The organism is Helicobacter acinonychis (genome assembly GCF_900461455.1).
Lineage (GTDB): Bacteria > Campylobacterota > Campylobacteria > Campylobacterales > Helicobacteraceae > Helicobacter > Helicobacter acinonychis.
On record NZ_UGIA01000001.1, the window covers coordinates 250,788 to 265,476 of the forward strand.

General features: G+C 39.7%; 18 protein-coding genes and 4 pseudogenes. 12 read left to right on the forward strand and 10 right to left on the reverse strand.

The window, feature by feature from the left end:
- Positions 1-90 precede the first annotated feature (90 nt).
- From DYI00_RS08885 to DYI00_RS08670, 3 genes and pseudogenes are all read left to right on the forward strand, one after another.
- Positions 91-600, forward strand: a pseudogene (locus tag DYI00_RS08885) (outer membrane protein); the annotation flags it as partial.
- A gap of 329 nt (positions 601-929) precedes the next feature.
- Complete coding sequence (locus tag DYI00_RS01135; protein ID WP_011578119.1) at positions 930-1,295, forward strand: type II toxin-antitoxin system HP0895 family antitoxin; 366 nt, start codon at positions 930-932, stop codon at positions 1,293-1,295.
- Positions 1,289-1,555 (forward strand): annotated as a pseudogene (locus tag DYI00_RS08670) (type II toxin-antitoxin system RelE/ParE family toxin). The gene DYI00_RS01135 and the pseudogene DYI00_RS08670 overlap by 7 nt, the downstream one beginning before the upstream one ends.
- Positions 1,556-1,616: 61 nt before the next feature.
- Here DYI00_RS08670 and DYI00_RS01145 read toward each other — a convergent pair.
- Positions 1,617-2,138, reverse strand: coding sequence for an acyl-CoA thioesterase (locus DYI00_RS01145; protein WP_011578118.1), 522 nt, complete (start codon positions 2,136-2,138; stop codon positions 1,617-1,619).
- 139 nt (positions 2,139-2,277) lie between these two features.
- Here DYI00_RS01145 and DYI00_RS01150 point away from each other — a divergent pair, with 139 nt between their 5' ends.
- The 9 genes from DYI00_RS01150 (at position 2,278) to DYI00_RS08230 (ending at position 10,079) form a co-directional block, all read left to right on the forward strand.
- Positions 2,278-3,114: an SDR family oxidoreductase gene (locus DYI00_RS01150; RefSeq protein ID WP_011578117.1), complete on the forward strand. Its 837-nt coding sequence runs from the start codon at positions 2,278-2,280 to the stop codon at positions 3,112-3,114.
- Positions 3,114-4,094: a FecCD family ABC transporter permease gene (locus DYI00_RS01155; protein WP_011578116.1), complete on the forward strand. Its 981-nt coding sequence runs from the start codon at positions 3,114-3,116 to the stop codon at positions 4,092-4,094. Before DYI00_RS01150 ends, DYI00_RS01155 begins: the two co-directional genes overlap by 1 nt.
- Positions 4,094-4,861, forward strand: coding sequence for an ABC transporter ATP-binding protein (locus tag DYI00_RS01160; protein ID WP_011578115.1), 768 nt, complete (start codon positions 4,094-4,096; stop codon positions 4,859-4,861). The genes DYI00_RS01155 and DYI00_RS01160 overlap by 1 nt, the downstream gene beginning before the upstream one ends.
- 132 nt (positions 4,862-4,993) lie before the next feature.
- The gene (locus DYI00_RS01165) at positions 4,994-6,031 is read left to right on the forward strand and encodes an N-acetylneuraminate synthase family protein (RefSeq protein ID WP_104709365.1); all 1,038 of its coding nucleotides are present in this window, start codon (positions 4,994-4,996) and stop codon (positions 6,029-6,031) included.
- 9 nt (positions 6,032-6,040) lie between these two features.
- On the forward strand, positions 6,041-7,279 hold the full coding sequence (gene neuC / locus DYI00_RS01170; RefSeq protein ID WP_104709366.1) for a UDP-N-acetylglucosamine 2-epimerase: 1,239 nt from the start codon (positions 6,041-6,043) through the stop codon (positions 7,277-7,279).
- The gene (locus DYI00_RS01175) at positions 7,276-7,935 is read left to right on the forward strand and encodes an acylneuraminate cytidylyltransferase family protein (protein WP_104709367.1); all 660 of its coding nucleotides are present in this window, start codon (positions 7,276-7,278) and stop codon (positions 7,933-7,935) included. The genes neuC and DYI00_RS01175 overlap by 4 nt, the downstream gene beginning before the upstream one ends.
- Positions 7,931-8,860, forward strand: a complete 930-nt coding sequence (locus DYI00_RS01180; protein ID WP_104709368.1) for an alpha-2,3-sialyltransferase — start codon at positions 7,931-7,933, stop codon at positions 8,858-8,860. The genes DYI00_RS01175 and DYI00_RS01180 overlap by 5 nt, the downstream gene beginning before the upstream one ends.
- Positions 8,857-9,846 (forward strand): alpha-2,3-sialyltransferase, encoded by a 990-nt coding sequence (locus DYI00_RS01185; protein ID WP_256594178.1) that lies wholly within the window; start codon positions 8,857-8,859, stop codon positions 9,844-9,846. Before DYI00_RS01180 ends, DYI00_RS01185 begins: the two co-directional genes overlap by 4 nt.
- 80 nt (positions 9,847-9,926) lie before the next feature.
- Positions 9,927-10,079 (forward strand): hypothetical protein, encoded by a 153-nt coding sequence (locus tag DYI00_RS08230; protein ID WP_256594179.1) that lies wholly within the window; start codon positions 9,927-9,929, stop codon positions 10,077-10,079.
- A gap of 461 nt (positions 10,080-10,540) precedes the next feature.
- Here DYI00_RS08230 and DYI00_RS08945 read toward each other — a convergent pair whose 3' ends face one another.
- From DYI00_RS08945 to DYI00_RS08985, 9 genes and pseudogenes are all read right to left on the reverse strand, one after another.
- Positions 10,541-10,759, reverse strand: a complete 219-nt coding sequence (locus DYI00_RS08945; RefSeq protein ID WP_256594180.1) for a hypothetical protein — start codon at positions 10,757-10,759, stop codon at positions 10,541-10,543.
- Between the two features lie 86 nt (positions 10,760-10,845).
- Positions 10,846-10,980, reverse strand: a complete 135-nt coding sequence (locus DYI00_RS08950) for a hypothetical protein (protein ID WP_011577442.1) — start codon at positions 10,978-10,980, stop codon at positions 10,846-10,848.
- Positions 10,981-11,004: 24 nt separating this feature from the next.
- Positions 11,005-11,448: pseudogene (locus DYI00_RS08955) on the reverse strand (hypothetical protein).
- Between the two features lie 63 nt (positions 11,449-11,511).
- Complete coding sequence (locus tag DYI00_RS08960; protein ID WP_502243631.1) at positions 11,512-11,727, reverse strand: hypothetical protein; 216 nt, start codon at positions 11,725-11,727, stop codon at positions 11,512-11,514.
- Between the two features lie 14 nt (positions 11,728-11,741).
- Positions 11,742-12,158, reverse strand: coding sequence for a vacuolating cyotoxin family protein (locus DYI00_RS08965; protein ID WP_256594182.1), 417 nt, complete (start codon positions 12,156-12,158; stop codon positions 11,742-11,744).
- A 16-nt stretch (positions 12,159-12,174) separates the two neighbouring features.
- The gene (locus DYI00_RS08970; protein WP_256594183.1) at positions 12,175-12,726 is read right to left on the reverse strand and encodes a vacuolating cyotoxin family protein; all 552 of its coding nucleotides are present in this window, start codon (positions 12,724-12,726) and stop codon (positions 12,175-12,177) included.
- 182 nt (positions 12,727-12,908) lie between these two features.
- Positions 12,909-13,835 (reverse strand): annotated as a pseudogene (locus DYI00_RS08975) (vacuolating cyotoxin family protein).
- Entirely contained in the window at positions 13,810-14,100 is a 291-nt protein-coding gene (locus DYI00_RS08980; protein ID WP_011577452.1) for a vacuolating cyotoxin family protein, read from the reverse strand. The pseudogene DYI00_RS08975 and the gene DYI00_RS08980 overlap by 26 nt, the downstream one beginning before the upstream one ends.
- 66 nt (positions 14,101-14,166) lie before the next feature.
- Positions 14,167-14,361, reverse strand: a complete 195-nt coding sequence (locus DYI00_RS08985; RefSeq protein ID WP_172460798.1) for a vacuolating cyotoxin family protein — start codon at positions 14,359-14,361, stop codon at positions 14,167-14,169.
- Between the last annotated feature and the right edge of the window lie 328 nt (positions 14,362-14,689).

Below are 14,689 nucleotides of genomic sequence, written 5' to 3' on the forward strand. Positions count from 1 at the left end.
AATTCTTTATCTGATTTAGCGGCAAGCAAAACCAATGACACGCCTGATTTGAACGCTTCCACTCAATTGCAAAACATCACGAGAGAATAGGGTCATAACCCCTTCGTCTCTCAAACCCATAACGGCGCGATGCATTTGATTGGCGTGCAAGCGGGTTACAAACAATTCTTTGGCGGAAAGAAAACTTGGGGTGCAAGGGATTATGGCTTTTTAGACGATAACCACGCTTATATCAAGTTTAGTTTTTTCAATCCCGCTTCTGATGTTTTCCCTTATGGGGTGGGAGCGGGTGCACTCTATAACTTTACCAACGATAAAGCCACTCAAAACAACAAGATTTCTTTTGCGGTATCGCAATAGCTAGCGCTCCATGGCTTAACGCTCAATCCATGCATTCAGCGGCTTTTAACCATTTCTATAACGCCAAGTGGATGCGGCGGATTTTCCGTTTTTATCCAACTCGGGCTTGAGGGTGAATCCCGCCAAAAATAAGGAAAAAGCGATCATGCAACACAACATGGCATTGAACTGGGCGTGAAAATCCCCGCGATCAACACGAGCCACTATTCTTTATAAGGCACTCCATTGCAATACCGCTAGGCTTTAAAGCATCTATTGAATTATGTGTTTGCGTATTGGATATTGAAAAATGCTTTTAGAGCATTTTTAAAATAAAATAGCAAAGGGCTTGCGTAAGTAAGAGATAGCCTCTTTAAAAAGCGGTCTTCTTGGGTTAGGGGGTTTCTTAAGGGGGAATTATTTCAAAATACCCCCTATCCCCTTAAGAAAATGAGTTTTTATTATAAAATTAAATCTAAAACGATTATTTTTCACTTATAAAGTTTTTATTTTAACCCATTTCCTTAATCCATCCAATTCATGGTGCTTGTGTTATAATGAATTTATCTTAATCTAATAAAGGAATAAACATGCCTAACGCTACCACAGAAAAAGACTACACTAAATACAGCGAAAAACAGCTTTTTAATTTAATCAACAAATTAGAACAAAAAATCAAAAAAATGCAAGATGACAGGATCTCTTTCAAAGAAAAAATGGCTAAAGAATTAGAAAAGAGAGACAAAAACTTTAAGGATAAATTGGACGCAGCCAATGAACTTTTGCAAAAAATCAGCCAAGTTTTTGGTGATAAAAAAGATTGTTGTTTGGGGCATGAAATCCCAAACCTTGAAACGCGACAAGCCATAAGAGAGATGTTAAATGGAGTTAATCTCACTCAAATTGATAGTTTAGATGGACTTACAAACGAGTTAAAAAAGAGAAATCAATGCTAGATATTGAGTATCATAGCTTATTTAGAAAAGACTATAAAAAATACCTCAAAAATGGCTTTGATAGTAAGCTACTTGATGGAATAGTTTTAGAATTAAGAAAACAAAAGCCACTCGATCCCAAATTATAAAGACCATGCTTTAAAAGGCGAGTGGTATCTTTATAGGGAGTGTCACATAAAACCGGATATTTTGTTAGTTTATAGAGTGGAGAATAACACTCTCTTATATTAAGACTAGGCAGTCATAACGAATTGTTTTAAACTTGCTTAAATTTTAACGCTTAACTTGTTTTATTACCCCTTTTAGTAGGGGTAAAACCCCTTACGCTTGCACTTTTCCGCTTTTCAAATACCCTTGCATGCGCATTTCTTTACGCTTCAAAGCCCCTTCATAACGGCGTTTTTCCAATTCGGTTTGAGGCTCGAACTTGGGCATCGGAGTGGGTTTGCCATTTTCCACAGCCACCATCGTGAAATAGCAAGAATTCGTGTGGGTGATCTCGCGCGTTTTCAAATTTTCGCTCAAAACTTTAATGCCCACTTCGCATGAAGTGTTGCCCACATAATTGATGCTGGCTAAAAAGGTGATCAAATTCCCTACAGGAATGGGGTATTTAAAGGTGACCCCATCCACGCTTAAAGTCACTGTTCCCTTACCGCAATAACGAGTGGAGCACACATAAGCGACTTTATCTAAAAGGTTTAATAATTCCCCTCCGTGCATGACATTGTTAAAATTAGCCGTAGTGGGCACCACCAAATAGCTCATCAACAATTTAGTGGAATCCGCCGTATCCAAAGTGAAATCAAAATGATTGGAATGTGAGGAATGGATGTTAGGCATTGTTTCTCCTTGAAATAAAAATATTTGAAAATGTTTTAATGAAAAACTTTTTCATAAACTATATGTTAGTCAAAATTGAGTAACATTCCGTGAATAATTTAAAAGAAAAAATAATAATGAGAGAGTTTAGCGTTAAATAATGGATGCCAACGAGCGAAAAGAAAAAGTAGCGATCATCACAGGGGCGAGTTCAGGCATTGGGCTAGAATGTGCATTGATGTTATTAGAGCAAGGCTATAAGGTTTATGCACTCTCTAGGCGTGCGAGCTTGTGCGAAAAATTAGAGCATGCATTATGCGAGCGAGTCAATATTGATGTGAGCGATTCTAACGCTTTAAAAGAAGTGTTTTTAAACATTAGTGCTAAAGAAAAACATTGCGATATTTTAATCAATTCCGCCGGTTATGGGGTGTTGGGGAGTATAGAAGACACGCCTATGAATGAAGTTAAAAGGCAATTTAGCGTGAATTTTTTTGCTCTTTGTGAAGTGGTGCAGTTTTGTTTGCCTTTATTAAAAAACAAGCCTTATTCTAAAATCTTTAACCTTTCTTCCATCGCAGGGTGCATGAGCGTGCTTTTTTTTGGCTATTATGGCGCGAGTAAGCATGCATTAGAGGCTTATAGCGATGCGTTGCGTTTAGAGCTTATGCCCTTTAAGATTCAAGTGTGTTTGATTGAGCCAGGACCAGTGAAAAGCAATTGGGAAAAAACCGCTTTTGAAAATGATGAGCATAAAAACAGCGTTTATGCCTTGGATTTAGAAAAAACTAAAAGCTTTTATTCTAGCGTGTATCAAAACGCCTTAAGCGCTAAAGAAGTGGCGCAAAAAATCGTTTCTCTCACTGCACGCCAACAAATCAAGTCTCGTTATGCGATCGGCTTAAAAGCGCAGTTATTGTTAGCTTTATACAAGATTCTCCCTAGTGGTTGGTATGACTTTTTATTTAGATTAATCGTTCTTGGGAGGAAAGCGTGATGCTTAAAACCTATCATATCGCCTTGGCTTGTGTGATTTTAGCGGTGGTGGTGCTTTTGTTTGGGGGGGAGTTCTTGAGTTTAGAAGAATGGAAAGAAGTGGCTATGAATGTGAAAAACCACTTTTTGCATGATGAAGAGCTGAGCTCTTTAAGTATTATTATTTTAGAAATACGATTACCGCGAGTGATTTTAGCGCTTTTAGTGGGGGCGAGTTTGTCCGGAAGTGGGGTGGTGATGCAAACGATTTTTAGAAACCCTTTAGTTGATCCCTTTTTGCTAGGGATTTCTAGTGGGGCGATGTTAGGCGTGGCGGTAGCGATAGCGATTTTTGAATCCAATATTGCGATTTTAGCCTTTTTGGGGGCGATTTTAGCCAGTCTTGTGGTTTTAGCGATGAATAGGGTTTTGGGTAATTCCGTTCTTTCGTTGGTGCTTTCAGGGGTGGTTTTGAGCGCGTTTTTAGGGGCGTTAGCCGGAGCGATTAAATTCTTTGTGATCCCCCAAAAAGCGCAAGCGATTGTGGTGTGGCTTTTAGGGAGCTTGTCTTTAAGCAGTTATAAGGATTGTTTGGTGGCTTTTATAGGGCTTTCTTTAGGCTTTATCCCGCTTTTTTTGTTAAGGTGGCGCATCAATTTATTGAGCTTGAGCGATGCACAAAGTTTAAGTTTAGGCATTAATCCGGTGCTTTTACGATCGCTTTGTTTGGTGTGTGTGAGCGTTGCGAGCGCTTTAGCGGTGAGTGTGTCCGGCACGATTGGCTGGATTGGGTTAGTGATCCCGCATGTGGCGAGGTTGTTTTTTGGGGCGAATTTGCAAAAATTGCTTTTAAGCTCTTTGTTAATGGGGGCGTTTTTCTTGCTTTTAGCAGATGTAGTAGCCAAAACCATTACCCCTTATGACTTGCCGGTAGGCATTGCGACAAGCGTTTTAGGAGCGCCTTTTTTCCTATGGCTTTTATTTAAAACTAGGGGGGTGTGATGGTTTTAGAAGTTAAAAATTTGTCTTTTAAATATTCTCAAAAACTCATCTTAGACAAATTAAGTTTTAGCGTGCCAAAAAATAGCATTACAAGCATACTAGCGCCTAATGGATCCGGTAAAACCACGCTTTTAAAATGCCTTTTAGGGCTTTTAAAACCTTTAGAAGAAACCGAAATTAAGGCGTGTAACAAAGATATTTTACCCCTAAAACCTTATGAAAAAGCCAAGCTAATCGCTTATATCCCCCAAGTGGAGTATTATGCGTTTAATTTTAGCGTGTTGGATTTTGTCTTAATGGGGAAAGCGACGCATTTGAATCTGTTCGCTTTACCTAAAGCCAAGCACATTAAAGAAGCCACGAGCATTTTAGAGCGCTTGAATTTAGAGTCTTTGAAAGATCAAGGCATTAACGATTTGTCCGGCGGTCAAAGGCAAATGGTGCTTTTAGCTAGGAGTTTGTTACAAAGAACGCCCTTATTGTTATTGGATGAGCCTACGAGCGCTTTAGATTTAAAAAATCAAGCCCTTTTTTTTGATGCGATTAAAGATGAGATGAAAAAACGAGAATTAAGCGTTTTAGTCAATATCCATGACCCTAATTTGGTTGCCAGACACTCCACGCATGTGGTCATGCTCAAAGATAAAAAACTTTTTTTACAAGCTTCCACGCAAATCGCTATGACTTCACACAACTTAAGTGCACTCTATGACACGCCCCTAGAAGCGATCTGGCATGATAATAAGCTTGTGGTGTATGCGTTGTAGGGGTTAAAAATGAAACTTTTTTGCAATAATAACAAAGTCAAATACCTTTAAATAGCCTAAAATTTAAGATTAAATTAAGCTTTTATACCAAATATTGTGAGAATAAGCTATGATTATCAAAAAGGTTTTGCAATGGATTTTATTTTAGGCACTAGAAAAATTGGTATCAACCACACGCCTTTAGTGGTGGCTGAAATTGGGATTAATCATAATGGCAGTTTAGAAATCGCTAAACTCATGGTGGATGCGGCTAAAAGGGCTAGCATTGAGGTTATTAAACACCAAACGCATATCATTGAAGATGAAATGAGTCTCAGCGCTTTAAAGGTCATTCCTGGCAATAGCGAGTTAAGCATTTATGAGATCATGAAAAAATGCACTTTGAGCAAAAACGATGAAAGGGAGTTGAAAGAATACACAGAAAAACAAGGGCTGATTTTTCTTTCTACACCTTTTAGTAGGGCGGCGGCGAATTTTTTGGAAGATCTGGGTGTTGTGGGCTATAAAATAGGCTCTGGTGAAATGAATAATACCCCTTTGTTAAAGCATATCGCTAATTTTAAAAAGCCCATGATTATTTCTACTGGGATGCATGATTTAGAGAGCGTGAAAGAGTGCATAAATCCGATTATGGACAAAGTGCCAATCGCACTTTTGCACACGACGAACCTCTACCCCACGCCCTTTGAATTGGTGCGATTAAACGCCATGCTGGATTTAAAAAACGCTTTTAAGGTGCCGGTGGGTTTGAGCGATCACACTTTAAACAACAACGCTTGCAAGAGTGCTATCGCTCTTGGAGCTAGCATAGTGGAGCGGCATTTTACGGACACTAAAGATAGGGAGGGGCCTGATATTGTTTGCTCTATGGATGAAGAAGAAGCTAAAGATTTAGTCAAAAGCGCTCAAGAGATTTTTTTAATGCGTGGGGGGAGCAAGACTAAAATCAAAGAAGAGCAAGTCACACGAGATTTTGCATTCGCTACTATGGTGGCTATCAAACGCATCAAAAAAGGCGAAAAAATCACTGAGAGTAACGCATGGGTGAAGCGCCCAGGGGTTAAAGGCATTTTGGCGAAAGATTATGAAAAGACTTTGGGCAGAGTGGCTAAAATAGATATTGGCATAGACGAACACATTTGCGATGAAATGCTAGAAAATAAGGAATAAAAGATACCAATGACTTCAAATAAAACTCTTCCATTTTTCGGAGGGGGCGATTTAGAAAGCCCCAAAAAATCCACAAACAACAAAAATAAGAAAAAAATCGTTTTTGTCACCAACAGCCGGGCGGATTATGGCAAGCTCAAGCCTTTGATGAAAGCCCTTAAGGATTTAAGCCCTAAACACCCCTTATACAATCAGATCGCTTATCGTATTTTTGTGTGCGGCATGCATTTGCTAGAAAAATACGGCAACACTTACATTGAAATTTTAAAAGATGGTTTTGAGCATGTTTTTTTAAGTAAGCCCTATGAAAACGAAATTCCTATGGACTTTGCTTTAGCCAACACGATCACGCAATTTTCTTCTTTCATTGCCCAAGAAAAACCCGATCTAATTATTGTGCATGGCGATAGGATAGAGAGTTTGGCGTGTGCGATTGTAGCGAGTTTCAATAACATTTTATGCGCGCATATTGAAGGTGGGGAAGTTTCAGGCACGTTGGATGAGAGTATCCGCCATAGCGTGTCAAAACTCGCACACCTCCATTATGTTTGCAACCAGCAAGCGGAGCGAAATTTGATCCAAATGGGCGAAAAAATGGAGTGCATTTTTAATATTGGTTCGAGCGATATTGATGCAATGCTAGGCGATTTGCCTGACTTTGAAGAAGTGGAGCGCTATTATTATCAAATCAAGCGTTTTAATAGAAATTATGCGATTTTGATCTACCATCCTGTGGTGAGTGAAACGATTGACTTGCCCAAACATGTTTTTGAAGTGCTAGAGGGGGTTAAGGCGAGTTTAAAAAACTTTGTTGTGATCTATCCTAATAACGATTTAGGATCAAACATTATCCTAAAGGCTTTAGAGGGTTTAAAGGGGCATGATCGTTTTATCGCTTTCCCTAGCATGCGTTTTGAGTATTTTTTAACGCTCTTGAAAAATGCGCAATTTATCATTGGAAATTCAAGTTGCGGTATTAGAGAAGCAGGGGTGTATGGCGTGCCTTGCATCAATTGCGGCACTAGGCAGCACAACAGAAGCGATGCAAAACACATTATCAATGTCAAAGAAAATAAAGATGAGATTTATCTCGCTATAAAAAAGGTCCATCAATTAAAAAGCATTTTAAAAAAGAGCTCTCATTTTGGTCAAGGCGATAGCGCTAAGCGGTTTTTAGCGAGTTTGAATTTAGAATTGTTTGACACGCCCACGCAAAAAAGCTTTGTGATAAGGGAGGTGAAAGGATGAAAATTTTAGCCTACATTCCTGCCAGAAGCGGTTCTAAAGGGGTGAAAGATAAGAATATTAAACCCTTTAAAGGCTTGCCTTTGATGGCGCACACAATCCTTAATGCAATGGATACAAAGCTTTTTGATGAGGTGATGGTGAGCACGGATAGCGAAGTTTATAGAAAAATCGCTTTAGAATATGGGGCTAAAGCACCGTTTTTAAGGAGCGAGGAAAATTCAAGCGACACGGCCCTTACGATTTTAGGTTTATTAGAGGCTTTAGAAAATTACTCTCAATTGAACAAGCGATTTGATCATGTAATGATCTTGCAACCCACTTCGCCCTTAAGAGATGCTAGGGATATTTTAAAGGCTTGGGAATGCTATGAGAGAAACCATTTTCAAAGTTTAGCGAGCGTGCATAAAATAGAGATCAACCCCTTTTTATTACGCACCCTTAAAAACGATCAGCTCTCTTCTTTAATGCAAGTCAATAGCACTATCAGGCGCCAGGACATGCCTGTTTTTTATCAAGTCAATGGTGCAATTTATATTGCTAAAGTGAGCGAATTGAACGAAAAAACGAGTTTGAATGACAGCGTGATAGGGCATGAAATAGAAATTTCTCATGCCCTAGATATAGACAATTTAAAGGATTTTGATGGATACAATTAAAAAACCCCTAATCATTGCCGGCAATGGCCCTAGCATTAAGGATTTAGATTATGCATTATTCCCTAAAGATTTTGATGTCTTTAGGTGCAACCAATTTTATTTTGAAGACAAATATTATTTGGGGAGAGAAATTAAGGGGGTGTTTTTTAACCCTTGCGTGTTGAGTCCTCAAATGCAGACTGCGCAATATTTAATGGATAATGGCGAATATTCTATTGAGCGGTTTTTTTGTTCAGTGAGCACGGATCGGCATGATTTTGATGGGGATTACCAAACAATTTTGCCTGTTGATGGGTATTTGAAGGCTCATTACCCTTTTGTTTGCGATACTTTTAGCTTGTTTAAAGGGCATGAAGAAATATTAAAGCATGTTAAATACCATTTAAAAACTTATTCTAAAGAATTGAGTGCAGGAGTTTTGATGCTTTTGAGTGCGGTGGTTTTAGGGTATAAGGAGATTTACTTGGTGGGGATTGATTTTGGGGCGAGCTCTTGGGGGCATTTTTATGACGAGCACCAAAGCCAGCATTTTAGTAACCACATGGCAGATTGCCATAATATTTATTATGATATGCTCACCATTTGCCTTTGTCAAAAATACGCCAAGCTTTATGCGTTAGCTCCTAATAGCCCCTTAAGCCATCTTTTAACTTTAAACCCACAAGCTAAATACCCTTTTGAGTTGTTAGATAAACCCATAGGATACACAAGCGATTTGATTATCTCATCGCCGCTTGAAGAAAAGTTATTGGAATTTAAAAACATTGAAGAAAAGTTATTGGAATTTAAAAACATTGAAGAAAAGTTGCTAGCCAGCAGGCTGAATAATATTTTGCGAAAAATAAAGCGTAAAATTTTACCATTTTTTGGGGGGGGGGGGGTAACACCCGCTCTAAAAGTTGGTTTTAGATGGGGGGTTGCATGAACAAAAAACCCCTAATCATTGCCGGCAATGGCCCTAGCATTAAGGATTTAGATTATGCATTATTCCCTAAAGATTTTGATGTCTTTAGGTGCAACCAATTTTATTTTGAAGACAAATATTATTTGGGGAGAGAAATTAAGGGGGTGTTTTTTAACGCCCATGTGTTTGATTTGCAAATGAAAATCACTAAAGCGATCGTTAAAAATGGTGAATACCATCCAGATCATATTTATTGCACGCATGTAGAACCTTATGGCTATGTGAATGGCAACCAACAATTGATGCAAGAATATTTGGAAAAGCATTTCGTGGGGGTTCGCTCTACTTATGCGTATTTAAAGGATTTAGAGCCTTTTTTTATTTTGCATTCAAAATACCGCAATTTTTATGACCAGCATTTCACCACTGGGATTATGATGCTGCTTGTGGCGATCCAATTAGGCTATAAGGAAATCTATTTGTGTGGGATTGATTTTTATGAAAATGGTTTTGGGCATTTCTATGAAAATCAGGGCGGTTTTTTTGAAGAAGACTCTGATCCCATGCATGATAAAAACATTGACATCCAAGCCCTTGAATTAGCCAAAAAATACGCCAAAATTTATGCTTTAGTGCCCAATAGCGCGTTAGTAAAAATGATACCTTTGTCCTCACAAAAAGGCGTTTTAGAGAAAGTCAAAGATCGTATTGGTTTAGGAGAATTCAAGCGTGAAAAATTCGGACAAAAAGAATTAGAAAGACAAAAAGAATTAGAAAGACAAAAAGAATTAGAAAGACAAAAAGAATTAGAAAGACAAAAAGAATTAGAAAGACAAAAAGAATTAGAAAGACAAAAAGAATTAGAAAGACAAAAAGAATTAGAAAGACAAAAAGAATTAGAAAGACAAAAAGAATTAGAAAGACAAAAAGAATTAGAAAGACAAAAAGAATTAGAAAGACAAAAAGAATTAGAAAGACAAAAAGAATTAGAAAGACAAAAGAATTAGAAAGACAAAAAGAATTAGAAAGACAAAAAGAATTAGAAAGACAAAAAGAATTAGAATTAGAAAGAAGCTTAAAAGCAAGATTGAAAGCCGTTTTAGCCAGTAAGGGGATTAGAGGCGATAATCTTATTATCGTGAGCTTGAAAGACACTTACCGCCTTTTTAAAGGAGGTTTCGCTCTTTTATTGGATCTAAAAGCGCTCAAATCCATCATAAAGGCGTTTTTGAAACGCTGAAAAAGCTTTGTTTTGAATGGGCATTGAAGAGGTATTGATCGCTATTTTAATAAGGTTCTATTTGTAAAAAGTGTTGGTTAGATAATACCTATTCATTTTCAGCCCAAACCACAACAAAAAGGTTTTTTGAATTTTTAAATATTAGACATGTTTAACAACTCCCTTTATCAATCCAATAACCTTGATAAAAGGATAGTTGGTAGCAAATAACTTGCATCCAATTTTAAGCAATTCTAACTATAAAATTGAGCGCGTTAATGTTTGATAAGAATAGAGTTTTGTGTTGAGCGATCAAGCGCGTTAAGGGTTTGGCTCAATCAATCCAACTTTGCAAGATAAAGAGAAAAATATCTTTGAAATTGCTAAAGAGATTAAGACTTTATTGATTCCGTTTTAATATCCCCCCATAAACCCATGCCAAGCATGGGTTAGAGAAGCGGTTAGAAACTATACCTCATTCCTCAATTGGAAGCGAAACGGCTCGCATTGGGAATCAAGTTGTGCAAATCAATGAAGCCCCAATTCAAAAACACTTCTTCAGCCAATTCCAATTCCCCACCCATCATCACTCTGGCATGCGTGTTTAAAGGGTTGCGAGCGGCATTTGCTTTGAAGGCGTTCAAAGACACAGCGTGGTTGGATTCAAAGTTGGCAAACTCTTGTAAAACTCCAGCATGCAAACAGAAGCATGAAGTGTCTCGGCAATAATAGCGGGCTTGTAGGTTGCCGTCAGCGTTGGATAAATGCTGACCGCTTGCACCATCGCTTAAAGCCGCTTTTGGGCGCTATTGCTTTCAAAGTTGGTTGAACCTAAATGATTATGAATCACTCCCACGCTTGGTTTTAGCGCTAAGGCGTTTTTGAAAAACCCAAAGCCATAACCATAGCTGGCGTTAGCCATAGCGCCACAAAGCGCCTTTGCAATTCAAGCTTGATTGATCGCTCCCACAAGCCCTTGATCTTGAAAGTCAAATTCTTGCTGGTCAGCCAAGATACGGCTATACACGCCAAAATGAGCGTTATTGCCATCAGAGTTAAGAGGGCTAGCGCGGTTACTGAAGGCGCTATAACCATCGCTTCCAAACCCGCCAACAAGAGCTTCCACTTCCCCGTTAATGCAAGTATCCACCCCTGCGCTTGTGCCCTATAATGAAGTGTTGCCACCACTATTCAAACTCGCTCCCTTGATAGCATTAGCCCAAAGATTTTTAAGTTTTTCATGGTTAGGAGCGAACTTATACAACACTTCTGCCGCGCTTTCTGTGGGGCTAAATTTTTGGTCTTTTAAAGCTTGCAAGCGTTTAGCGAATGAGCCAATATTGTTGGTGCGCTTCCTGGAGAGATTGGCTAAACGAGAATTCAAAACCATCGCATTGCTCAAACTCAAAGTTTGCAAACCACTTGTTTTGCGATCCAAACGGGCTATGCTGTTTCAAGTGTCAGTTGCCGCATCCAATTGCTTGGTGGTTTCGCTAGCACTTGTGTTATCAATCATTTCTCTGGCATAGCCTAATATCATGATGATCAACCAATAAGGTTTGCAAGAGATTCCTGCCTTGCGTGCCTGAATGGGCATAAAGCGCGTCAATATCTTTGGAGCGGTTAGCCAATTCAAACGCGCTCTCAAGGGTGCCAAAATGACGCTCATGGATGTGGACTAAATTAGGAGTGGCGCTTTAGAAGAGGCGCTTGCGTTTGACCAAAGGAGCGTTTTTTATGAGAGCGTGGCTGACAAACGCGCCTGTCTGTTGTTTGTGGGTAATTCTTTGGTATTGTTGTCATGCCCACTGGCATAGAATTGTTACCTAAACGAACAGAGGTTTTAGCGTTGTTGGCTGTTTGACTAATGCCTGTATTTTTCCATGCCTTACCTTCAAGATACTTGTAATGGTTAGGGTTACTGTTCATGTCATGATTACCGATAGCCATTCCGCATGCTTTAATACCGTTGGTGTTGCCTTTTTGCGCCACACAAATACCCATACGGGTATTGTTGTTATAAAGGGCTAGGCGCTCTTTGAATTGCTCTTGCAGATTAGCATTGCTTGCAAAAACAGCATCATAACTAACGCCTTGCACTCCCGCTCAATGATCATCAATGTTTCGCGCTCCCACCAAAAACATGCTCTGTGCTTTTAGTGAGGTTTTGAGCGTTATTGATCTTAATGAGCGGTTTGTAAAATCCGGTTGTGTTGTCTGTCATGTTATTAAACAGCATGCTTGCTTGATGGCTTGCATTCAAGGTTGCTGCACGCCAGTTTTGAACAAAAAGATCCATCACGCCTTGATTGTTAATAAAATGCCCCTGAAGGGTTAAATCCAAATCTTTACCATAATCCATGCTTGCATGATGACCCAAGGTTAGGTTATTAAGCCCTATCTTGCCTGCAAGGTTTCCTAGGGCTCCAAAAAGAATTTTCTTGGTGGTTTCAACACCGGTAGTGTTTCTGGCGTCAAAATAATTCCAAGGAGCATGGCACATCCCATCTATAACGGGTTTTTTACCGCTTTTAAATTTAACCCCTCTAGCATAGAGCGGGCTATATCCCGTTTCTAAACGCACGGTAGTAATGCGCGATTTATCGCCTATATCCCCGCTAAATGGAGAGCATTTTCCCGCACTCATACCATGGGTTGTAACAACCAATTCCTTAATACTGAAGTTTTCAATGGCAGCATGAGTGGAAGCTGTGCTTGTTGGTATTGGCCATGCCTAATAACGTTCCTAAAATCCAAAGTGGTAGCGTTGATGCCATTACCACCCTTATTGGCATCAATATCTTTAAAACTAGCGGTATTGGCACCCCCTTTAAAATGCGTAAATTTTCCTCAATACGCATCACCATTAAAATTAACTGCATGCACACCCGCTTTTAAATCCACCGCTTTTCCCAAACGGGTATCGTTATTAAAAGCGGCTGCACCCTTTTGGGTATCCACACCAACTTTAAATTCAAAATTCGCGCTTGAACCTGGCAAAGCACCACCCACTTCTTTATTCACCCTTAATGCCCCATTAACGGTGGTATTCCCGGTTAGATTTCCCGCTAAAAGAGCGCGCCCACTCGTTGAATTGGATAGATGGATAGCGCCTTCGCCGACATTCAAATGAGCCGCACTGGCGCTAACAAAAGCTTTATGCCCTCCCGCTTTAATCGTCCCATCAGCGTCAGTGTTTCAGTGGAAAATATTCACGACCGTGCCCCTAGCGCCAGCAAAAGTCCCGTCAATGACTTTCATGGGTTCAACTTCTACTTTTTGCACGCTATTGGGCGGGTTAATGGCTTGAGCGCCATTCATGGTTTTGGCTATTCGTTTGGCTGCTATTTTGTTGGGTATTGTCAGCGTTATTTTGAGAAGTGGTCTTTTTATAGCCACCTTCTGGAGAAGCAATAAGGTTTAATCCTATGCTTTGTCACAAATCCAGCGCGCAATGTCAGTCTTTTCATTAGCAGCAATGCCTGCTTGAGCGGCGTTGTGATCACCCACAACGAGATGGCACCAATTCACATCCCCTTGCACCTTTGAAGTGTTTATCGGGCGCTAGAACAAATGCGAAATATTGTAGTGGGTATTTAAAATGCCAAGATGCTTCACCATGCTCCATGAAGGGGCTAAATACGCTCCCGCATATTGCAAACGGCCCATCCACACCTTACCCAATAAATTCACAGCGCGCGCTCCTTGCAAATTAAGGGTAGTGCCATCATAAAGAGAAATTTCAGCGTTTTCAGCGCTTGCAATCCCTTCTTGCACTTTGTAAAGTTAAAATCGCAGAGCTGGCTTTTCTCCTAGCCCCAGAACCCATGCGGTTATGGATCTCTAAAAAATTACCGATTATGACATTTTTAGCGTTGGAATTCACCCTTGTGGCGCGATTGGCAGCCTCTTTAAAGTTTGTGGAAGAGCTGCCATTGGATTGGCCCAAGCGCCAAGCGGCTTTTTGCATATTGGCATCTAAATCCCCACCGGTATAGTTTCTGAGCCCTGAAAGGTTATAAGCCCCTACGGCGTTTTTCATACCCGCTTCAAACTGATTGCGCTGCTAGCCTTTGACCCAATCATGCCTAGCAGCATTCCCCCAATCCTAACCTCTTTGAATGTTGCTAGACAATAGGGATTTGTATAAGCCGTATTGCTTGTTAGGGGAAGAATCAAAGCCTCTCCCTGCTTGAATGTGCCAAATTTTATTGGTTTGTTTGAGCGCCCCACCAAGAATCCCTCCGGCTGTTCTTGAAGCGACACCTGCGATCATACCACTAAGGATGGCTAGAATAATCACGCCTGATAAAAGGGCGCGATTTTCAACATGGATGGGAGCGGGTTGTATTTAGTGCTAATTAATGCTCCCGCTCAAGCGAGAGGAACCATAGGGCGCTTTATTTTGCGGTGTTTATGGTGTGTTTGTTGTGGTTCCATTTTCTTTCCTTTCTTCTTGTAAAACGATTATTGACACCAATTGCGCGGCTTTAAACTCGGCAATTTCTATTGCATCTATGCAAGTGGAGAGTATAGATATTGCAATCTATAACCATGAGTTAAATTTTATTAAATTAAAGTAAATGTGATATAAACTTATAAGGCTAAAACGCAAAGTTATTGAAAATTTT